This window comes from bacterium, assembly GCA_013360215.1.
Lineage (GTDB): Bacteria > CLD3 > CLD3 > SB21 > SB21 > JABWCP01.
In genome coordinates this window covers 49,617-71,656 of the sequence record JABWCP010000001.1, presented here as the reverse complement: position 1 = coordinate 71,656, position 22,040 = coordinate 49,617, and the positions used below count along the sequence as shown (strand labels likewise).

The window sequence follows — 22,040 nt, the reverse complement described above, 5'->3', positions numbered from 1 at the left end:
TTTGGATTTATTATTTACTCGATTTTTCTTGTTGCTCTTTGATGAGGCGAATTCTTTCTTTTACATCATCTGATTTGGTTTGTTTGTATGACTTGCTCAAATGTTGGATGGCTTTATCATAATCTTTTAACTTAAAATAAGCCCAACCTAAGATATTTAAAGATTCAATATTGTTGGGTTTCATTTCATCGGCAGCTTGAGCAAGCTTGAGTCCCCATTCATAGTCAACATCGTTATCTACTAACGCCCATGCGATAGCGTTATAGTTTTGAACTTTTTTACCGGCATCATCTGATAAAATTTGATTCAAAATATTTTTAGCCGTTTCTTGTTGCCCGGATTTCCAAAGAGCAACCGCATAGCGAGTTTTAATTTTAATATTACTCTCGTTTTCTTTAAGAACACTTGAGTAATAATCGGTTGCTACTGTATAATTTTCCAACTGAAAATATATATCGCCCAAATTGGTTAATGTCCGCACATCATTTTTCTTGTAGTTCAACGCTTTTTGATACTGTTCGACACATTTTGCCGTGAGCTCACTTTGATTATATAAATAAGCCAGTGTCGAGTGCACGTTGAAATTACTAACTCCATAAATAATGGCTAATTCTAAATCACGCGTAGCATCTGACCATTCTTCATTTTCGTAATGCAATAAACCGCGAACAAAATACGCATTTCCATTTAGTGGGTTTGCATCAAAGGCCATATTCATGAACCTCTTGGATTGATCAAACATCGCGTTTTGCATTTTAATATCTTTATTTCGTTTATGAACAGCGCCAGCCTGATAATAAGTTTCTGCCAACTTGGCACATGCATCCGCAAAGGTATGATCCAGATCCACGGCCTTAGTGAAGAGATTTGCGGCGGCTTCGATACGTCCGGCATCTAACGAATCCAAACCTTCTTTATAATACTTTACGGCCGTACGGGGTACGCCCGGATATTCTTTAGAACGTAAAAAGAAGTACCAAATTGCCAATCCCACGAGTATTAACCCGCATACCGCTATGACTATTGTTTTGTAATTGATCTTACTTGCTTTCACGGAAGCCATACTGTCTCCTTGTTATATCAATTTTTATTTTGTTTCTAACCAATTGTCACCGCTGCCCATATCCACCTTAAGTGCAACTTTCATCTGAACAGCAGACTCCATGGACGAACGAACTAACGCTTCAAGTTGCTGTAATTCGGTCTGTGGTGTTTCAAATACCAATTCATCATGAACCTGTAAAATCATTTTTGCCGAAAGTGAACTTTTCTCAAGCGCCGCATGTGTTTTGAGCATAGCCATTTTTATAATCTCAGCGGCCGTTCCTTGTATCGGCGTATTAGTCGCTGCGCGCTCTGCAAACTGGCGTACTGTAAAGTTTTTACTTTGTAAGTCCGGTAAATACCGTCGGCGACCAAAGAGAGTTGTTACAAAGGCGTCTTCTTTTCCCTTGGCAATAACCGATTCGATATACGACTTTACTTTAGGATATGTAGCAAAGTAACTATGAATAAAGTCGCGTGCTTCGGCTTGGCTCATGCCGATTCGTTGTGCCAAGCCAAACGGTGAAATACCGTAAATGACGCCGAAATTAATGTCTTTAGCCTTTCGGCGCAAGTCCTTTGTCACTTCATTGGCCGGGACGCCGAACACCCTTGCGGCTGTACTTGTGTGAATATCAGCATCCTCAGAAAACGCCGCTATTAAATTTTCATCTCCGGACATGTGCGCCATAACACGAAGTTCGATCTGCGAATAATCGGCTGATAACAAAACCCAACCTTTTTCCTGTGCTGTAAATGCGCGACGAATTTCACGGCCCATGTCGGTACGTATAGGGATATTTTGAAAATTGGGATTAGTCGATGATAAACGTCCAGTAGCGGCGATCGTTTGATTGAATGTCGTGTGAATACGCCCGGTTCGAGGATTACGAAGCGGGGGAAGGCCGTCAATATAAGTTGACTTAAGTTTGGTCAGCTGGCGGTAATTGAGTATAGCCTCAACGATCGGTAGCGTACGATATTGTTCTAATATTTTTACATCCGTGGCGTATTGTTTGGTCTTACCCGTTAGTTTCGGTTTTTCGATACCGGCCAATTTATGAATTTGCAGTTTTTCAAAAAGTATTTCACCAAGCTGTTGAGGCGAATTCATATTGAAGTCAGTTCCGGCTTCTTTGAAAATGCGTTGTTCTTCCTGAGTGATTTGTACGGCAAAATCTTTGGACATCGTACTTAAAATTTCCAAATCAAGCCATACGCCGTGGCGTTCCATTAGTTGAAGCACCGGAATAAGCGGCATTTCAATCGTATTAAAAATTTTTGCACTATGCGTTTCTTTGAGCAAAGGGGACATGACATTTTTTAAACGTACGACGCAGTCCGCGTCTTCACTGGCATAAACGCTGACTTTTTCGATGGGGACATCCCGCATCGTAATCTGATTTTTTCCGGTGCCGATCAGATCCGTTGTGGGAATTTTTTCAATCCCAAGATAGGACGCGGCTAGAGCGTCAATGTTGACCTCTTTGTCGGAGTGCAACAGATGCCCCGCTATCATAGTGTCAAAAGCAGTTCCTTGTACTTCGATACCATAGTGTGATACGACGATGATATCGTATTTGGTATTTTGTCCCCACTTGGGAATGGACGAGTCTTCCAATACGGGTTTCAATAAAGTGCAAATTGTTTCGACAGGGACGTTTCCATTGCAAGGAATGTAAAAGGCTTCGCCTTCGGTCCAACTGAATGAAAAGCCCACTAACTCAGCACGCATCGGATCGGCATCGGTCGTTTCTGTGTCCCACGCGAAGCCGCCTGAGTTCGTTAACTTGGTGACAAGTTCTTGAATAGCCACTTCGGTTTGGAGTGTATGATAATTACGAGCGGCTTCCGGCGCACGTTCACGCTGAGGCGGTGTATCATCGACGAATAAATCGGATTCGTTTTTTAAAATTTTTTTAATCAAAGACTTGAATTCGAGTTCGGTAAGAAGGCGAGTGACTTTTTGATGATCCGGCGTCCGGCCACGCAGATCATGGATATCTTCGCGAAGCGGCACATCCAGTGCAATCGTTGCGAGCGACTTGGAAAGGAAAGCATCCTCTTTATGTTGTTCCAGGTTTTCGCGCAGCTTTCCTTTGATGCTATCAATTTGTTCGTATATTTTTTCGATGGAGCCGTATTGATTGATCAATTTGGCCGCAGTTTTTTCTCCGATACCTTTTACGCCGGGTATATTATCAGCGGCATCGCCCATGAGGCCCAGTATATCGGTGACTTGCGAAGGCTCGACGCCAAATTTTTCAAGAACACCTTCGCGTCCGATGATTTCTTTTTCGCCGCCTTTTTTTAAGGGATTATACATTACGATATTGGGGCCGATCAGCTGCATGAAATCTTTATCACCCGTCACCATGTGTGCCACGACACCTTGCTGTGCGGCGCGTACGGATAATGTACCGATCACATCATCTGCTTCATAGCCCGGGTACTCGAGAATAGGTACGCCCATGGCTTCAGTCAGTTCTTTGAGATAATGAAGTTGCGGCACCATGTCTTCCGGCATTTTTTCACGCGTTGCTTTGTATTCGCTATATTGCTTGTGTCGAAACGTAGGTTCAGCGAGATCAAACGCAACGGCGATGTAATCCGGTTTTTCTTCATCACGGATTTTGATCAAGGCATTAATAAAACCGAATACCGCGCTGGTATTTTCACCTTTAGCATTTTTCAAAGGATTATGAATAAATGCAAAATATGCGCGATAAGCTAAGGCCATACCATCTAATAAGAATAAACGTTCGGACATAAAAAGTATGATTGGTTGATAAATTAAAGTTGCATAATGTTATAAATACGACGGCACATGCGGCATCAGCGTGTTTTTATGATCGTTGTAAAATTGTTGAAATCGGAGAATATTTGCCTCCGATTCGTCCAATACCGCAAAGGATTTGTCTGTCAAAGGTTCATGATATCCACAGCCAAAATTAAATGCTTTGCACTCCAAGTGATCCATCAAAACAATGTCCGAGCGGTAGCCTTCATGCACATCAAATCCGTATTTTTGCATTCGCTGTATGGTTTCCGCATCGCCGTATTGGTATAAAACAACACCCGACCCTTTTCGATCAAACGAAAAGATCCAATGGTATCTTTTTTCCGGTATAAACATTTGTGCCGTACTTTCACCATGCCGTGCATCGGTACTTAAGAGTATATCCGTAGTCACTCCTATGGTGGGAAGTAATTCCGTAATGATATATACCCCAAGGCGATCGTCCAATGTAGTGCAATGCACCGTCGAATGCCCGTCGGTTTCTTCAAAGTCAAATCCCGCATATGCCTGAACACAATCCAGATGGGCTACGGCGAGGATCGAAGAATTATTGTCATGGAAATAATGCGTGCCACCGTGAAGCCAAGATTCTTCGTCACGTTCGCAAATCAGATGCAGCGATTCGATATCCCAAGGTAACTTTAGACTCATAGCGTATCCTGTAATGCGGATGAAAAAACGATACTATTGCGACGGGTTACTTCTAAGTTTTGCCGACTGACCGTGGCGAGAGTTTTCCAAAACGTATGAACCGGCAATAGGCAGTACCATTTACCGTCGTTATAACGTTGATAGAGCACCGTATCACCGGCAGACGTGATGACAGAAGCAAAACCATCTTCCTCGATAATTTTTTCAGCGTGTGCACGATAGGCCTGGATAATGTTTTCCCACCACGAAACATTACCGATGCTGCGCGATGAAACATCGGAAAACAAAACCGTGTCGGTACTGATTTTTTCAAAATACGCCATCGTCAGAGAGTCATTGTTGAATCGTAACGTCAGATCACCGCGTGCCGCGATATGCTGGCTGGGAGGATAGGACAAATCGATCATGGATAATACAGAGCGTGTATTGTGAAAGTATGTACGTACATCGGAACGAATGGCGGTGTCTATCAGAGTATATAAGGCGCCAAAATCCTGCGTACGGATCGCAGTCACCACGGCATTATGGCAGTTTTCCGGGGTATCGGTTGAATACGATTTTCCGGAACATGCCGTTAATAAAATGGAGACCAAGGATAAAAGAAATACGGTTACACGTGCATAAAAATTCATGGCGCATGATACAATGATTTGCCGTGACGTGCAAGGGGCGGCTAAAAAATCTTGTTTATCTTCACCGGAGTTAATATGTTGCAAACCAATGAAAAGCATTGCAAAAAATCAAAATTTAAAGCCCGAGACGATCAATATTTTCGGCAAGACATTGCCCGAACTGGAATCGTTTTTTGAAGCGTTGGGTGAAAAAAAATTCCGTGCCGTACAGGTTTTTCAATGGATGTATAAACGCGGTGTCACAAATTTTGATGATATGTCGGATTTGTCCAAATCCTTACGGGATAAGCTGCATGCATCCGCCGTTATCATAACCGATACCGTGATCAAAATCCAAACTTCCGGCGAAAAAGAGAACGACGTAACGCGAAAAATTTTATTTCAGCTTGCGGACGGTGAAAAAGTTGAGGCCGTGTATATACCCGATGAGGGGCGTAAAACGGTTTGTATTTCCTCCCAGGTCGGCTGTGCGGTAGCATGCCAATTTTGCGCCACAGGCTGGATGGGGTTTCGTCGCAACCTTAGTGTCGGCGAGATCATCGGGCAGCTTATGTATATCCGTCGTGAAATCGATCCTGAGATATCCAATATTGTTTTTATGGGCATGGGCGAACCGTTTCTTAATTATGAAAATGTCATGAATGCGGCGGGCATTATAATATCGGAACATGGTCCCGGTTTGGCGCCTAAACGAATCACCATATCCACCTCAGGTATTATCCCCAAAATTTATGAGTTTGCCGCCGCCGATTTGCCTTACAATCTCGCGATCAGTGTCAATGCCACGACGGATGAGGTGCGGCAAAAAGTGATGCCCATTACCAAAAAATATCCGCTTAAGGATTTGCTGGAATCTATCCAATATCTCAATGCCCGGCGAAAAAACCCGGCGACGCTGGAATATGTTTTACTTGCGGGCGTTAATGATTCGGATGACGATGCCAAACGCTTACGTACGATGGCTAAACAATTAGGAAAATGTAAAGTGAATGTTATACCGTACAATCCCATCGAAGGCCCCGATCTGAAACGCCCTTCGCCGGAGCATATCGCGCGATTTATGAAATTAGTTTCAGGTATTTCATCGCCTTTAACATTACGTCGCTCCCGGGGCAGGGATATTGCGGCGGCTTGCGGGCAACTTGCAATTAAGGAAAAACATGATGTATAAAACAAAGCGAACGATTGTCGTTATTCTTACATTCTTAATTTTCTCCGGCATACCGGCACGTGCGCAAACCAACGTAGTTAAACTTTCAACCCGTGAGGCGATCGAAAACGGCCAACCGGTTTTGGAAATCGTAGCTGATATTGATTCGAAATACCACGTTTACGGAATGGAAAAACTCGACGGTCCCATCGCAACGGAATTTAAATTTACGTTGCCGGAAGGTATAGAGCTCGTCGGAGAAGTGATGAGCCCGGAGGGGAAACGTCATCATGATGAGGGATTTGGCATTGACGTGACGTGGCACTCCGGTAAAGCTGTATTTAAACAGAAGCTCAAGCTTAACGCAACGGCAAAAACGAGCGACATAATAACCGTCGCGATGACGTATCAGGCGTGTACCGAATCTTATTGCCTTCCTCCTAAAACAATACGGACTACGCATACCATTTCGCAACAATGGATCGGATTATCCGCGGGGACGATAAAACCCTTAAAAAAAATAAATCCTAACCAAGCCGTTGAAACCATCAGCCCGCAGAACCATTCGGTCGCTGATCCCGAAAACAAAAGCTCTGCGTCCCATGATAGCGTCGCTCAAACAGCGTCGGATAAAGTTTCGACGATACAGGAGCGCACGGCTTCGTACGAAAGTTTGCGTCAAGAATCATTGGCCTCATTCATCGGATTAGCATTTCTTACAGGGCTCTTGGCGCTACTCACTCCCTGCGTCTTTCCGATGATTCCGATTACGGTTTCATATTTTACCAAACATTCGGCATCAAGCCGGGCGGGGGCGGTGCGTCAGTCGGTGATCTATGTCGTCGGAATTATCGCGTCGTTTACGTTATTCGGATGGCTTATGTCGCTTGTCGTCGGCGCTACCGGAGCACAAAATTTTGCTGCCAACGCCTGGGTGAATCTCGCGATCGGAATTTTATTCATCGTTTTTGCAATGAGTTTATTTGGGGTTTTTGAAATTCGGCTACCGTCGTTTATTGTCAATTTTTCGCAACAGCAAGCCCATACCGGACAAACGATCGGTACGCTGATGGCCGGTGTTACATTTACTTTGGTTTCATTTACCTGTACCGTGCAATTTCTCGGGCTTTTGATGGTGGCGGCAGCCGACGGAGAGTGGTTTCTGCCGGTGATTGGGATGTTGTGTTTTGCGACGGCATTTTCTACACCATTTTTCTTTCTTTCTTTATTTCCGCAATACCTCGCTAATCTACCTAAAAGCGGCGGATGGCTTCATGCGACAAAAATTGTCATGGGATTGGTCGAAATAGCCGCGGCGTTCAAATTTTTTAGTAATGTTGACTTAGTCTGGGATCTGCAGTGGCTCACACGCCCGGCCATGCTTTCGATATGGATCACATTGTTTGGCGTCAGCGGTATTTATCTGTTGGGGAAAATTCGCTGGTCTGTCGAAGATGAAGTCGAAGAAATAGGTTTTGGCCGTACGATGACCGGACTTTTATTTATTTCGTTTACGGTCTATTTGCTCAGCGGGCTTTTCGGAAATCCGTTACAAGCTGATATGGATGCGTATTTGCCACCGTCGGATTATGGCGTAGTGCGTACGGCCGGAAATGCCAAGAGTACAGAGTCACACGGCACATGGATCGAAAATTACGAGGCCGCGCTTCGTGAAGCCCGTACTTCCGGCAAACCGTTGTTTATTGATTTTACCGGCAAAACCTGCACCAATTGTCGCCTCATGGAAAAAACCATGTTTACGCGCGCTGACGTTCAATCCTACTTTGATCGTATGGTGTTGACGCGGCTGTGGACTGATTTTGGAGAAGACATGGAACGTTATCAGGAATTGCAGCAGCGTTTGGTCGGCAGTGTAGCTTTGCCGTTTTACGTTATCATCACGCCCGATGAAAAAGTATTGGCTCGTTTCGGCGGGCTTGAACGCGACCCCGAAATTTTTAAATCATTTTTAGCTGACGGATTACAAAAAAGTCAAAAATAACTTCATAAGGAGTTTTTATGCGTTGGTCTCTCGCGATATTTGTTTTGTCAGGACTCATGTTATCGGGTTGCAATAAACCCGGATCGGGTGGCGCTGTGGATTTTACGATCAAAGATCTCGACGGGAATACCGTTTCGCTTTCACAATACCGCGGCAAAACGGTTTTATTAAATATTTGGGCGACGTGGTGCGGACCATGTAAAAAAGAAATTCCGGATCTCATCGCTTTGCATAACGAAATGAAGGACAAAGATGTAGTTGTGCTCGGTGTTCTTCTCGAGTCCGAATCCGCCGAAGCTTCGAAGCCGACGGTGAAAGAATTTAATATCAATTATCCGGTATGGTATGGTGACGATGCGTTCGCCCAACAGTTTCAAGTGCAGGCATTTCCCACGACGGTGATCATTGATAAAAACGGTAAATCCGTAAAAACCATGATCGGTTTGCAATCCAAGGCCAAATTTGAAGCCGCGGTGCGTGAAGCCTTGATGTGATTTTTTTGAACCTTGCGTAAGCTTCGTTTTAACTATAAAAATCGCGAAACGAAGCTTACACGTTATACAATCGTTGCTTGTGGTTTTTTATCATATTCGCTAAATTGCTTCAGCAATTTAGTTTGAGATTGGGATTATGCTTCTTCGGATTTTTTTTCTTACCGCACTGATAATTTTTCCCTCCTGTCAGAATTCGCACCAAACATCGCGTATATCATCTTCCGTAACCGCACAAAACGGTGTCGTGGTCTGTGTTGATCAGAATGCGGCGCGTGTCGGGTTGGAAATTTTACAAAAAGGCGGCCATGCCGTGGACGCGGCTATTGCTACGGCTTTTGCTTTGGCCGTGACGTATCCGCAAGCCGGCAATATCGGCGGTGGCGGATTTATGATGGTGCGAACATCCGACGGAAATGTGAAAGCCATAGACTATCGTGAAAAAGCGCCGCATCAAGCGCATGCACGCATGTTTTTGAATGCGGATGGCAGCGAGGATACGATCGCCAGTAATTATGGATACAAAGTTGCCGGTGTGCCGGGAACAGTTCGCGGGCTTGAAAAAGCATGGAAATTGTACGGTAAGCTGCCCTGGTCGGAACTGATAAACCCCGCGATACGTCTCGCGGAAGAAGGGTTTATTCTCGAGGCGGCAGAAGCACGGCGACTAAGTGAATTTGCGCCGGCACTCAAACGGTTTGATGAAACGGCGCGCATGTTTTTTAAAGCCGACGGATCACCTTATGCCGAGGGCGAACGGTGGATTCAAAAAGAACTAGCAGCGACTTTGCGTGCTATAGCCGATGAAGGTGCGGATGTTTTTTACCGGGGTAAAATCGCCACACAAATAGCCGATGATATGAAAGCGCATGGCGGTCTGATCACGCAGGCGGATCTTGCGGCCTACGAAGCGGTGGTGCGGGAACCCATACGAGGGAATTATCGCGGTTATACCATATACAGCATGCCGCCGCCGTCTTCGGGTGGAGTGACATTGATCGAGATGTTGAATATACTCGAAAATTTTACACTGCATGACGATTCGATATCAACGCGCCGCGTGATCGAAACGATGCGCCGTTCCTTTTTAGACAGGTTAGTTTATCTCGGTGATCCTGATTTTTCAGATATTCCGGTTTCCGCTCTGACGGATAAAGTACTGGCTCGCAAGTTGGCTTCATGGATTGATTCGGCGCGTATCAATGCTAAAATACCGGCCTTAGCCATGAAGCAGGAGCCGAACGAGACTACACATTTTTCGGTCATTGATAAAGACGGTAATTGCGTTTCCAATACCTATACTCTCGAAGATAATTTTGGTTCCAAAGCTGTGGTGACCGGTTTAGGATTTTTGCTCAATAATGAAATGCATGATTTTGATATTTTTCCGGATAGTAATCGTTTTCCCGTTCATGGGCAAAAACCCAATCGTATCGAACCGCATAAGCGCATGTTGAGTTCGATGACACCGGTGATCATTCTCAAAGATGACAAACCGTTTTTGATCACGGGTTCGCCCGGCGGTAAAACAATCATCAATACCGTACTGCAAATCATCATCGGTATGATAGATTATGGGGATTCCTTGCGGAAGGCGGTGGATCGTCCACGCTTGAGTCATACGTGGTCACCGAATGTGTTATCCTACGAAAAAGATAAACTAGACGAAACGCGACGTGCTTTTTTATTACGAAACGGATATATATTATCAGAACGGCCATTTATCGGTGACGCCCATTCCATCTGGATTGATCCTCGGACTGGATATTATCACGGGGAAGCGGATCAACGAATTATGGGATATGCGGCTGGATATTAGAAACAATCGGTTTGTAAAAATAACTTCATTATCGAATCTATATACGAGGATACATCCGTGAATGCAAAAATAATCGATGGTAAACAAATCGCCGAATCCATCAAACGTGAAATTGCGCAAGAAGTCGAAGCGCTTAAAATAAAAAATGTGCAGCCCAAATTGGTCGTTGTCTTAGTCGGCGAAGATCCGGCCTCACAAGTTTATGTTCGCAACAAAGGGTTGGCCTGTGAACAAGTCGGCATGGCACATGAAACGATCAAACAACCCACAACGATGCCTGAAAAAGATCTGCTGGCTCTGATTGATCGGCTTAACAAGGATCCTTCGGTCACCGGTATTTTAGTGCAATTGCCTTTGCCAAAACACATCAATGAATCGCTTATCATCAATGCCATCAATCCGGCCAAGGACGTAGATTGTTTTCATCCTTTTAACGTCGGCCGTTTGGCGATAGGGGATGCGATTTTTTTGCCATGTACACCGGCCGGGGTGCAGGAATTACTCATGCGTTCGGACGCCGACCCATCAGGAAAACATACCGTGATCGTAGGACGTAGCAATATCGTGGGAAAACCTTTGGCCAATATGCTGGTGCAAAAAGCCAAAGGCGCTAATTCTACCGTGACGGTATGCCATACGGGAACACCGGACATGACATATTTTATCAAGCAAGCCGATATCGTCGTTGCGGCGGTGGGGCGTGCGGAAATGATACGCGGCGAAATGCTCAAGCCGGGCGCGGTGGTGATTGACGTGGGAATCAATCGCATATCCGATCCGTCCACCAAATCGGGATCACGTTTGGTAGGGGATGTTCACTTTGATTCGGCCAAAGAAGTGGCGTCAGCCATCACACCCGTTCCCGGCGGTGTGGGTCCGATGACGATCGTTATGCTACTCAAAAATACACTTAAAGCGGCAAAACAAGGATAACGCAGATGAAACTCGAAAAAATCGATCATCTCGGAATTGCAGTACCCGATCTTGAAAAATTCATCGAATTATATAAGGCTATGGGATTTGAATACCATGGTCGCGAAATCGTGGCGGATCAAAAAGTCGAGACGGCTTTTTTTAAAGTCGGCGAATCTTCGATCGAATTACTTGCGGGTACTGATCCCGAAAGCCCGATTACCAAATTCATTGAAAAAAATAATGGTAAAGGCGGTATTGCGCATGTCGCGATCGGTGTGACGGGAATCGAAGAAAAACTCGCCGATCTCAAAGCTAAAGGATTTCAGCTTATTGATGAAGTACCGAAAACAGGTGCGCACGGCGCCAAAATAGCATTTGTGCATCCTAAGTCCACAGGCGGCGTATTACTGGAGCTTTGTGAAAAAAAGCACTAAGCACGGTATCGTCGTCGCATTACGCCCGGAAGCCGCGCCGCTGATACGCGCATGGCGATTGAAAAAAAACATCGCGCATACGGCGTTTGAAGTGTTCGAAAACGAAACCATAAGCCTGATCGTCAGCGGGATCGGAAAAATCAAATCAGCAACGGCTGCTACGTACCTCTACACGACAGGCCATCTTCATACGTTGTGGAATTTCGGAATCTGCGGCGCATCGGATACATCACTCGATATCGGCTCGCTTTGGCGCATTCACAAGATCACGGACGTAGTTTCCGGCAGAGATTATTATCCCGACGGGAGTATCCGTTTGACGATGGGGGAGAGTGTTTTGCGAACCGTAGATCGGCCGCAAGAAAACCAGTCTGTAAGTTCCGTTGACCATGCGCTCTATGATATGGAGGCGAGCGGTTTTTTTGTTGCATCAACGCGTTTTTTGCCGTTAGAACGTATTCATGTTCTGAAAATCGTGTCCGATCATTTACAAATCAAGGGTATAACTTCGGATTTTATCGAAAATCTTACTATGCAATGTTTGCCGAAGTTTTCCTCGTGTCTGGATGTTCTGTCGGCGATGTATATTGATAAAGAAGTGTTGGGTGTGAATGAACAGGAAACCATGCAGCACATTTTTGAAATGATCAAACCCAGTCATGCCCAGCGTATAGCGCTTTTTGATGCGGCACGCAGTTATAAAATTCGTAATGGTTACTTACCCGGTGATCTCATGGATATGACACAATGGGCCGGAGAAAATAAACAGGAGCGCAATGCACGCGTGGAGCGGCTTCGACAAAAGCTCATTCAGTAAACATTTTAGCCGTATTTATATCGAGGACGGCGCAGAAGCTTATCCGGACGCGCAAACTATTCTTGCGCGGTTTCCGACAGCCCGACGCATTCCGATACGGCATTATAAAGATGTTTTTAACCGCAAGCATCAAGACTTTCAGCTTCAAAAACGGGCGATGGATATCATTCTTGCTGTCAAACGCGAAGGTTATTTATACGCCGGTTCACCGCAGACGCCGAGTTTCGGGCATGATCGTTTTTTTTACAATGCGATGGCGCTCAACTGTGTTTACAATTGTGATTATTGTTATTTGCAGGGTATGTTCCCGTCAGCGCATCTTTTGTTCTTTGTCAATCCGGATGCTTTTTTTGATAGCGTCGTTGCTGAGTTGGCCAAGGGTCCCCTGTATTTGTGTGTATCGTACGATACCGATTTGCTGGCGATGGAGTCATTTCTCCCGCAGTGTCATCGCTGGATTCATTTCGCCGCACAACGACGGGATCTGGTGGTTGAAATTCGCACCAAATCCGGCGCTTATGATGCCATACGCGATACGCCGGTTTCAGATAACGTGATTTTGGCATGGACATGCTCACCGGATGAGATTATAAAAGTATATGAATCCGGCACGCCGCCATTAGATACAAGACTTTCGGCGATGGCACAAGCTGTAAAAGACGGACGGAAAGTGCGTTTGTGTATCGATCCGATTTTGAAAATCAAGGATTGGCAAGCCGTATATAGCCGTTGTATTGAATACATATTCGAACGTATTCCGGGCGCAGCGCTGCATGATGTAAGTCTGGGTGTTTTTCGTATGAATAAAAATTATCTTAATAATATTCGTGCTATGCGTGTTGATTCCGATATTTTGTTTTATCCGTACGACGAAAAAGATCAAACTATGAGTTATACTGACCTCGATCGGGAAAGTATGCTGGATTTCATTCGTAAAACAATGAGTCCTTATGTCCAAGAGGAGAGGATAATCCTATGAAAACGGCATTGATAACCGGCGCTTCATCCGGGATAGGATTGGCCACGGCGCAGAAGCTTACTGAAATGGGGTACCGGGTTTATGGACTTGCACGTAATTTTGATAAAACAACCTGGCGTCATGCGAACTTCGTACCGATAGTGTGTGACGTTCGGGATATAAATGCGCTCGAAGAAGTTGAAAAAAAATGGCCGACGAAAGAATCGCTGGATGTGTTAATACACAGCGCCGGATTCGGATATTTTGCGCCGCATGAGGAAATTCCTTTGCGCACGCTACAGGATATGGTAACGACCAATCTGACGGCGCCGCTTATTCTTACGCATCTTTTTTTACGCCGTATTCGCGAACAACGCGGGTTTATCATTCATATTGCTTCCGTAACGGCCTTGGAACCCAGCCGTATGGGCGCCGCTTATGCCGCCACCAAAGCGGGTTTACGGCATTTTTCGGCTTCTTTATTTGATGAATGCCGCAAACAAGGCGTAAAAGTCGTGAATATCAATCCGGATATTACGCGTACTGCATTTTACGATAATCTGAATTTTTCACCGTCTGACGAAACCGATACGTATATTGAACCTCAGGAGGTAGCAGATACCGTTGGGTACGTACTTACGCAGCGTGACGGGACAGTGATTTCCGAAATTACGATTCGCCCGCAAAGACTTCATGTCATCAAACGTAAACATCATCATTAACAAGGAGATCATCATGATTAAGCGGTTACTCTTCATTTTGGTCGGTGTTCAAAGCCTTTGGGCGCAAACCGAATATCCCGAAGCAATCAGTGACAATTCGTTTATGCTGGAGGAAGCTTACAATCAGGAAGCGCGGGTCGTGCAGCACATTTCGGGTCTTATCTATACAAGACCGTCGAAAGATTGGGAATACGGTTTGACGCAGGAGTGGCCGATGTTTTTTTTACCGCATCAGGAAAAACATCAGTTGAGTTATACATTGCCTTATCAGTGGCTTCATAACGGTCCGAGCGGTTTTGGCGATGTGGCTGTTAACTACCGATATCAGTGGATGGCCGATCCTGCGGGATACAATGTGTCACCGCGTTTTACGGTTCTGCTGCCGACCGGTAACGATAATAAAGGTTTAGGCTCCGGCAAAATAGGCTATCAGATCGGTCTACCTGTCAGTAAACGTTTCTCCGCCCAATGGGCAGCGCATGTGAATGTGGGTATGACGATGGTTCCCGGTGTGGATGTAGGCAGCAAAAAGAAAATTCAAAAAGCATATAATATCGGCGCCAGCGCGATATGGTTGGTAAAATCCAATCTGAATGTTTTCATAGAATATGTGGGCGTATTTGAAGATGAAGTTGACGGGACGTCGCTGAAGAATAAAGGAACACATATCATCAACCCCGGTTTCTGCTTTGCCAAAGAAATCGGTTCGATGCAGGTGGTGCCCGGATTATCGGTACCGCTGCAACTCAACGGTTCCTCTAAAACCAAACAGATCTTTGTTTATTTATCTATGGAACATCCGTTCTGATGTGAAATTTATTTGAACCGCTGTCCCAGAAGAAAAAAAAATTTATCCCAATAAATTTATTTCTGAGGCAGCGGTTTTTTTTATAATCTTTTTCCGACAACGATCGTTTGTTTAGCCGTTTTATTAAATCCGCCGGACTCTTCGATAGCCTCGATAAAAATAATATATATTCCCATACGAACGCGTTGGCCGTTTTTGTCCCGTCCATCCCACATCACTTCGCGGTGCGCACCGGTCGGTTGATTGTTGAGCAGGGTAATCATAAGACGACCCTGGTTGTCATATATTTTCATCGTAACCCGCGCATAAGTTACCGGCATTTCGAGGGTGATTGTGGTATTCTCCGCGACATCTGTCAAAAAAGGATTCGGATCGGCGGTAATGCGAATTTTTTTAGGCTTATCGCCATTGTACACCGAGTTGATTTTTCCCGGCGTGCCGCCTTCGACGAATACACATGTTCGCCATGAGGTCATCAGATCGGATGCGGCGTCCGGTTGGATTCGTTCCAAAGCGTAACCGTCTCCGCCACCCCAAAGTTCCGTATAAGCTAAGCTGTCAATCGTAGTGCCAACCCAATCCTGCAACACCAGCGCCGTACCATTAGCCGGTAACGCGGCAAGGTTGGTTACCGGAACGATAATCTGCGTCTTATCCAAATCGTAACGATCCGGAAATGTTTTGGTCCCGGCGATCACGACGTATGCATGCGGAGGAACGGATATATCGGTTTGCGCGAGAAGTGTTTTATCGTCGCCAACCGTGATGGCCCAATTGAGCAGGGAAATGGCTGCTTCGCTGCGGTTGTATAGTTCGATATACTCCGGTTCGCCGCTCATAGGGCTAAACATGATTTCATTGATGATGAGCGATTGTTTGACAAAGGGCTCAGCCGATACAATGCTATTGACAAGGCCGGCTGAGTGTCCTTGCGTCGTTAAGGACGTTGTCCAATTGTTTGGTTCATCCGATGATACGTCGGCATCGATACGCTCGACGCTGATATTTTTAGCGCCGCCCCATGTGTTACTATACGTCAGGCTATCCACCGTTGCACCGAGATCATCGGCTAAACGGATGGCGTCACCCGTATTATTGAGGCTTGGTAAACCCGGCACGATGATTACGGACGAGGCCGGGGTCGTAGAGAATTTGCGGAAGAATGAACTGTCCGGCGCCAGCACTTTATAGGTGCCTGATAAAAATGAAACCGAAACGTCGGTGATAGATACGACGCTGCTACCATCGGCGATTTTCCAATCTTTCAAGTCCCATGAGGTAGTACCGGGATTATACAGTTCGATAAATTCTGTGCGTGAAGTATCCGTCTCATACATAAATTCATTGATCACGACAGACTGAAACGGCGTACCCAACGGCAACGCAGTAAATAGGAGGTTATTTTCAGTGCGTTCATCGCCTGCAAAATCAAGCTGGATAATGATTTTACGGGATCCCATAGATAGTGCTTTGGATAAACGACGAGATGCCGAAACGGGGATTGTCCATTGAATGGTTACAAACAGCGAATCGCCGGATAATAAAGCCGGTACGATCGTAGAATCAATGATCTCCGTTATCTGAGGAATACTATCATTATTGATATCGTTATAGACACGCACTACCGCTGCGTTTGTGATGTTTTGAAGGCCTTTATTGCGAATGCGTATATGGATCTGTACGGGTTGGCCCGGTGAAGGAAACGGCGGATCAAACCATACATCATTCGTTCGAATGCTGAGGTCCAGAGCCACCGGTGTTGTGCTATTCATTACCCCCGGTGTGGCGCCGGCATTGGCTTCAGAGGTTTTCCAGTTATTCGGTGAATTGGCGTTATCGGTTGCGCTGATACGCTCGATCGAAAAACCGTTCGCACCGCCCCACGTGTTTTCGTAAAACACACTGTCAACTGTTACACTCAGACTATCCGTCAGTAGAATCAAATCACCGGTTTGATTGAGCGTGGGAAACGAGGACATGGTCACGACGGGCGATGATAGTAACGGATAAGTAAGGGCTAATGCGGATGCATCTTTGGTAATGATGACGTAATGTTGTGACGGAATACGTAAGGAAGTACCAGCAAAAGTTTTAGGATTTGCGATGGTGGATTCATCCGCCATGCGCCAGTTTTTAAGATCAATAGTATCCGCACCCGGGTTATACAGTTCGATCCATTCGGGTCTGTTCGAACCGGGATCGTACATGATTTCATTGATCACCAGTGCATTACGACGAGTGGAGGTTATCAGAGGAACTGCGGATTTATTGTTGAGTGTACGTTCGTCCGATCCACTTAGGATAAGCGCTACGATGGAATCACCGATTTGGCGTGCCGTGTCCGAATAAGAAATTTTTAATGAATCGCCGGCATTCAACGTACCGATGATCTCGTCTGAGAGAATCACTGTATCATGTTGTGCGCGAATACGCAACCATCGCAGTGAGGCATCATTCACGGGTTCTAAACCCTGATTGTATATCGGTGCAGTTATTGTAAATGCTTCGCCGATACGTGGATACGAAGGCGTTACGCGCAAGGGAGATGCCTTTACAGATAAGTCATGATGCAATGGCTTGACACTGTTGGGGTGGCCCGGAGTTGCGCCGATAGGGATTTCACAGCTAAGCCAGTTGGAAGTTAAATACGAAACGGAATCATAGAAACGTCGTTCCAATGTACGATCCGAACTGCCGCCCCAACCGGATAGATACACAAGACTATCCACAATGCCGCCTAAGCTGTCTTGTATTGTGATCATATCACCCGGATCATTGAGTGCAGGCATACTGCTCAGATAAACGGCGTGCAAAGGTGTTCCATACTGCGATGAAAATTGAGCGGAATCTTTGGCGATGATGATAAAACTATCCGGTTGAAGTATGACACTTTGAGTGGTTATAGTTTTAGCAGTAGCCGGTGCGGTTAGGTCGGCATTGCCGTCGGATATACGCCATGAACGCAGATCCACAGCGTTTTGGGAGCGGTTGTAAAGTTCGATCCATTCCGTATGTCCGGTTCCGGGTTTGTACATGATTTCATTGATGACCACCGTTTGCCTTGGTGTGGCAGCAGGTACGAAGCGTTTAGCAAAGTTATTGGATAAGCGTTCATCTTCCGCGTAATCAATTTGAATGCCGACATAGGTTTGAGGTTCGTTGGTGATCGGGGATGAGACGATCACCAAAGAATCACCGGGTAATATGGCGGGCGAATTCGTTGTCTGTAATAATGTGGAATCATGACCGCTGTAGGCATAGAGTAAAATAGTGGATGCCCCGCTCGAGGTAATGCCTAGATTTCGTACAGTAGCTTTGACTTGAAAAATTTCTCCTAGCGTCGGATAAGCGGGTGTCCAGAGAATGTCGTGCGAAGTGATGGACAGATCGCGAAGCTGTGGTGTAGCTGTGTTCTTTGTACCCGGGGTACCGCCGGAAGGGTCGCTGCTAAGCGTCCAGTTATTCATACTGAACGATGCACTATCATTTAGTTTGCGCTCTAGACTGATACCCTCATCATCGCCCCATGATGTCAGATAGTTAAGACTGTCCACGGTAAGTCCCGCGGGTGTGCTCAGTTTGATAATATCGCCGCCGGTATTATTAAGACTCGGCATGGAGGGCGGATAGATATATAGAACGTCTGATAACTTGTTACCGTATTTTTTGTGAAACACGACAGAATCTTTGACGATGATTCCAAATTGGCCGGCGTGCAAAGTGTCGCTTCGATCCGTCAATACGACATCGGATGTTTTGTCGTACAGCTGCCAATTCATCAGTGATATGGAGAGCGCAGAAGAATTGTAGATTTCGATCCACTCGGGGATACTATCCGTTACGGCAAGATACATAAATTCGCTGATTAGAATATCGCGTGGGCGTGCTCCGGCTTCAATCGAATCCACAAGTAGATTGTTTGACGGCTCTTCATCGGCAATAGGCTGTACGGAGGATGATATAGCTTCAGCCATAATTCGATGTTTACCGTAGGTCGCATTGGGGTAGTTGATCTGTAAAAAGGTTGAATCTCCGGGCAAAAGATTTCCGGTATATGTGTTGGAGTCTATTCGTTCCTCCGGTGCGGTAGTATAATTTCCGTCGCGATCTTCATACCATCGAACGGTAAACGATTGAACGGGTTGCGTGCCCATATTGTACGCGTACGCACCGATCGAAAAGGAATTACCTCGCGTTGCAATTTCGCCCAATATCAGGCGTCCTCGATTCAGTGCGATGTCGCCGGATGGTTTTGTCTTTATACTGTCGGCGAGCATATCGTTATAGTAGAGCGTATCACCGTACGGCGAGACCTCGCCTTGCGATATACGTGCAATAAAATAATGTACGCCATAGGAGAGCGCCGGTGTATTTGCCGTAAATATCACGCTGTCACCGAAATACAATTGCCCTGAAAATACCAGGGAATCAATGATTTCTTCCGGTTCAGGAATGGCGTTTCGGTTAGTATCATGATACATAGCGATTTTGAAAATATTCACCGGTGCGATGCCGGAATCTTTAACAGTCACGGATATCACAGTTTGAGTACCGGATGGAATTTCAGAAGGCGCAAATCGCAAACGCTGACCGAGGAGTGACAAGTTGACTTCCGCATGAGCGCCCGGTGTGCCATCGGTGATGAGACTGTTCGCCCAATTCGCGGGCGTGTTGATTTCCGAGGGATTGATTTTTGTATCGGAATGTCCTTCGGTATTGTCGAGGGAATAGCGGTACGTTGAGATCGTATCACCTAAACTGCGTACCAGAAATAATTGTTTCGGATAGGTTCCCACCAATCCGCTTGAACTGCTGCCAAAGGTGGAGCCGTTGATCGTTAAGACTAATGCCGACGATGGGATACGCGATGTATAACGACCTGTATTCAGTGCGTATTCATTTTCGAATACGATGGCATATTGTCCCGCTTGTAAGACCGTCCCATTTCCGGCATCTTGTATCGCATCATGTCCAAGGCTGTCTGCGATCTGCCAATTGAGCAGATCAACAGCGTGTGAGCCAAAATTGTACAATTCAACAAATTCATTAGAATCTTCGGAGCCCAGCGGATCAAACATGATTTCTGAAAAAGTGATCGAATCCGGGCGAGGGTAGATGAGTGCATTCAGCGTATGTGTATTATCGGATCCATCTTCATCCGTCAGGGGTTGGACTGTGGACGAGTCGAGTTTGACGATGAGCGAGACGTTACCTTCAGACGTCGGTAGCCAATACAAAGTGATGGAATCACTTACCGTTGCATCCAATGACGATGTATAGCGCACAGAATCCACGCGTTCGTTCGTGTCGGGCAATCCGTCGGTGTTTGCATCGTGATACAACATCACAGAAAAACCGCTCGCGGTTGTGCTTCCGTTATTGTGTACGACAGCCTTTATCGCCATGGTATCGGCGATGTAATTATACGACGGCTTAAGCGCACTGGCCGATGTGAGGGTTAAGCTCATGGCCGCACGGATATTGGCAGAATCGGATGTCCGATTATCGGCCGGTTGTTCGTCCGGCACAGGACCTAAAGAATCGGCCGGCAAGTCTAATAATAGATTCAGCTTTCCGCGTTGGACGTCCGGGATCGTAAAATAAATGACCACCGAATCACCGCTTGGCAGGATATCGTTATAATTTGACGAATCGACCTTTTCACCGGTTTCGACCATCCCGTTATGGTTTTGATCTATGTACAAATAAGCGGCAAAGTGAGTGATGTCGGCGATACCTGTATTGTACATCGCACGCGCATAGGTAACGGTATCACCGGTGGTCGGTGAACTCGGTGAAAAAACAGAAGAAGCAGACCATGATACGTTATAGGCCGGAGTCGTTTGTACGGAATCGCGTAGCGATTGATCGGATAAAACAGTATCGGCATAAGGATAAATCGAACCGATACGGGCTATATAATAATTGATACCGGAGGCTATCGAAGATGTTGTAAAAAAAATCGTGTCGGACGTATTGCGGGGTAGTGACCCGTTATAGGAAACCGAATCCAGAAGTTCGGAAACATCCGCTGTTCCATTTTTATCGGCGTCCAGATAAAAGAGCACACGAAATGAATCGCTCGTAGTAATCGCTTTGTTGGTTACGATAGCACCGATGGTCACGCTTGCTCCGGTGAGCGGATCAGGTGGTGTGAAGATCATGCGATGATCGTTGATCGAAAGATTCGTCTCCGGCGGCGCACCCGGTGTACCGTTCAGGTAAATCGAATTCGTCCAATTGGATGAATTGTTATCATTGTTTAAGGTGATTTTTTCATCGCTATATGAGGTGTTGTTACCTAATGAATAGGTATAACGACTTATTGTGTCACGCGGAATTCCGGATTGTACCTTGATTAAGTGAATTGTTTCTGCGGTTGTATTACTTAACGATCCGTTTCCGAGAACAAAACCGCCGGTTTGGTTAGTATCAATTGTGACGATGCGTGCAGTATCCGGAATGGAAATATCGTAAACACGTCCGGAAGCGTTGGGCGGTAAAAAGTAATCGGGGTCAAGGAGAATGGCAAATTGGCCCGGATATAAAAGTAAGCCCTCACCGGCACTACTGATCCGATCGGAGTCATTATTGCCCGCACCATCCGTAATTATGTATTTAGCGAGATCAATAGTTTGTGTCTTACTGTAGTTATAAAGTTCAATGAAGTCCAATGTATTACTTGTACTAAACATCACTTCGGATATTGTGATGCTGTCACTCTGAGCGAAGGCAAGCGGTATGGCGGTAAATATCAGCAGAATAAAAAAACGTAATTGTCGCATACGTGGTTTCCG

The 22,040-nt window shown here is 45.7% G+C and carries 15 protein-coding genes; 10 read left to right on the top strand and 5 right to left on the bottom strand.

The features are described 5' to 3' along the window. Positions 1-10 precede the first annotated feature (10 nt). The 4 genes from HUU58_00320 to HUU58_00305 are packed head-to-tail and all read right to left on the bottom strand — an operon-like array spanning position 11 to position 5,127. Positions 11-1,063: a tetratricopeptide repeat protein gene (locus HUU58_00320; GenBank protein NUN44098.1), complete on the bottom strand. Its 1,053-nt coding sequence runs from the start codon at positions 1,061-1,063 to the stop codon at positions 11-13. A 24-nt stretch (positions 1,064-1,087) separates the two neighbouring features. Next, complete coding sequence (gene polA / locus HUU58_00315; GenBank protein ID NUN44097.1) at positions 1,088-3,814, bottom strand: DNA polymerase I; 2,727 nt, start codon at positions 3,812-3,814, stop codon at positions 1,088-1,090. A 39-nt stretch (positions 3,815-3,853) separates the two neighbouring features. Beyond that, positions 3,854-4,495, bottom strand: a complete 642-nt coding sequence (locus HUU58_00310; GenBank protein NUN44096.1) for a hypothetical protein — start codon at positions 4,493-4,495, stop codon at positions 3,854-3,856. After that, positions 4,492-5,127 (bottom strand): hypothetical protein, encoded by a 636-nt coding sequence (locus tag HUU58_00305; GenBank protein ID NUN44095.1) that lies wholly within the window; start codon positions 5,125-5,127, stop codon positions 4,492-4,494. Before HUU58_00305 ends, HUU58_00310 begins: the two co-directional genes overlap by 4 nt. An 88-nt stretch (positions 5,128-5,215) precedes the next feature. On the opposite strand from HUU58_00305, the gene rlmN reads away from it, so the two are divergent. From rlmN to HUU58_00255, 10 genes are all read left to right on the top strand, one after another. Then, positions 5,216-6,298, top strand: a complete 1,083-nt coding sequence (rlmN, locus tag HUU58_00300; protein ID NUN44094.1) for a 23S rRNA (adenine(2503)-C(2))-methyltransferase RlmN — start codon at positions 5,216-5,218, stop codon at positions 6,296-6,298. Continuing rightward, positions 6,288-8,279 (top strand): thioredoxin family protein, encoded by a 1,992-nt coding sequence (locus HUU58_00295; protein NUN44093.1) that lies wholly within the window; start codon positions 6,288-6,290, stop codon positions 8,277-8,279. Before rlmN ends, HUU58_00295 begins: the two co-directional genes overlap by 11 nt. Before the next feature lie 17 nt (positions 8,280-8,296). Next, the gene (locus tag HUU58_00290) at positions 8,297-8,773 is read left to right on the top strand and encodes a TlpA family protein disulfide reductase (GenBank protein NUN44092.1); all 477 of its coding nucleotides are present in this window, start codon (positions 8,297-8,299) and stop codon (positions 8,771-8,773) included. A 136-nt stretch (positions 8,774-8,909) separates the two neighbouring features. Continuing rightward, positions 8,910-10,589: a gamma-glutamyltransferase gene (gene ggt, locus HUU58_00285; protein NUN44091.1), complete on the top strand. Its 1,680-nt coding sequence runs from the start codon at positions 8,910-8,912 to the stop codon at positions 10,587-10,589. 57 nt (positions 10,590-10,646) lie between these two features. Then, the gene (locus HUU58_00280) at positions 10,647-11,522 is read left to right on the top strand and encodes a bifunctional 5,10-methylene-tetrahydrofolate dehydrogenase/5,10-methylene-tetrahydrofolate cyclohydrolase (protein ID NUN44090.1); all 876 of its coding nucleotides are present in this window, start codon (positions 10,647-10,649) and stop codon (positions 11,520-11,522) included. Positions 11,523-11,527: 5 nt separating this feature from the next. Then, positions 11,528-11,938 carry a methylmalonyl-CoA epimerase gene (gene mce, locus HUU58_00275; GenBank protein NUN44089.1) on the top strand — a complete coding sequence of 137 codons (411 nt, stop codon included), beginning with the start codon at positions 11,528-11,530 and terminating at the stop codon, positions 11,936-11,938. Next, entirely contained in the window at positions 11,922-12,755 is an 834-nt protein-coding gene (locus HUU58_00270) for a hypothetical protein (GenBank protein NUN44088.1), read from the top strand. The genes mce and HUU58_00270 overlap by 17 nt, the downstream gene beginning before the upstream one ends. Next, a complete protein-coding gene (locus tag HUU58_00265) occupies positions 12,715-13,734 on the top strand; it encodes a hypothetical protein (GenBank protein ID NUN44087.1) in 1,020 nt (339 codons plus the stop codon). Before HUU58_00270 ends, HUU58_00265 begins: the two co-directional genes overlap by 41 nt. Next, positions 13,731-14,435: an SDR family oxidoreductase gene (locus HUU58_00260; GenBank protein NUN44086.1), complete on the top strand. Its 705-nt coding sequence runs from the start codon at positions 13,731-13,733 to the stop codon at positions 14,433-14,435. Before HUU58_00265 ends, HUU58_00260 begins: the two co-directional genes overlap by 4 nt. 13 nt (positions 14,436-14,448) lie before the next feature. Further along, complete coding sequence (locus tag HUU58_00255) at positions 14,449-15,243, top strand: transporter (protein NUN44085.1); 795 nt, start codon at positions 14,449-14,451, stop codon at positions 15,241-15,243. 80 nt (positions 15,244-15,323) lie between these two features. Here HUU58_00255 and HUU58_00250 read toward each other — a convergent pair whose 3' ends face one another. Continuing rightward, positions 15,324-22,028, bottom strand: coding sequence for a lamin tail domain-containing protein (locus HUU58_00250; GenBank protein ID NUN44084.1), 6,705 nt, complete (start codon positions 22,026-22,028; stop codon positions 15,324-15,326). Between the last annotated feature and the right edge of the window lie 12 nt (positions 22,029-22,040).

Excerpts from the sequence above, each read along its gene's own strand:
- rlmN (NUN44094.1), top strand. The coding sequence starts at position 5,216 with ATGAAAAGCATTGCAAAAAATCAAAATTTAAAGCCCGAGACGATCAAT.
- ggt (NUN44091.1), top strand. The coding sequence starts at position 8,910 with ATGCTTCTTCGGATTTTTTTTCTTACCGCACTGATAATTTTTCCCTCC.
- HUU58_00260 (NUN44086.1), top strand. The coding sequence starts at position 13,731 with ATGAAAACGGCATTGATAACCGGCGCTTCATCCGGGATAGGATTGGCC.
- HUU58_00295 (NUN44093.1), top strand. The coding sequence starts at position 6,288 with ATGATGTATAAAACAAAGCGAACGATTGTCGTTATTCTTACATTCTTA.
- HUU58_00290 (NUN44092.1), top strand. The coding sequence starts at position 8,297 with ATGCGTTGGTCTCTCGCGATATTTGTTTTGTCAGGACTCATGTTATCG.
- HUU58_00265 (NUN44087.1), top strand. The coding sequence starts at position 12,715 with ATGCACGCGTGGAGCGGCTTCGACAAAAGCTCATTCAGTAAACATTTT.
- HUU58_00250 (NUN44084.1), bottom strand. The coding sequence starts at position 22,028 with ATGCGACAATTACGTTTTTTTATTCTGCTGATATTTACCGCCATACCG.
- polA (NUN44097.1), bottom strand. The coding sequence starts at position 3,814 with ATGTCCGAACGTTTATTCTTATTAGATGGTATGGCCTTAGCTTATCGC.
- mce (NUN44089.1), top strand. The coding sequence starts at position 11,528 with ATGAAACTCGAAAAAATCGATCATCTCGGAATTGCAGTACCCGATCTT.
- HUU58_00320 (NUN44098.1), bottom strand. The coding sequence starts at position 1,063 with ATGGCTTCCGTGAAAGCAAGTAAGATCAATTACAAAACAATAGTCATA.
- HUU58_00305 (NUN44095.1), bottom strand. The coding sequence starts at position 5,127 with ATGAATTTTTATGCACGTGTAACCGTATTTCTTTTATCCTTGGTCTCC.
- HUU58_00255 (NUN44085.1), top strand. The coding sequence starts at position 14,449 with ATGATTAAGCGGTTACTCTTCATTTTGGTCGGTGTTCAAAGCCTTTGG.
- HUU58_00310 (NUN44096.1), bottom strand. The coding sequence starts at position 4,495 with ATGAGTCTAAAGTTACCTTGGGATATCGAATCGCTGCATCTGATTTGC.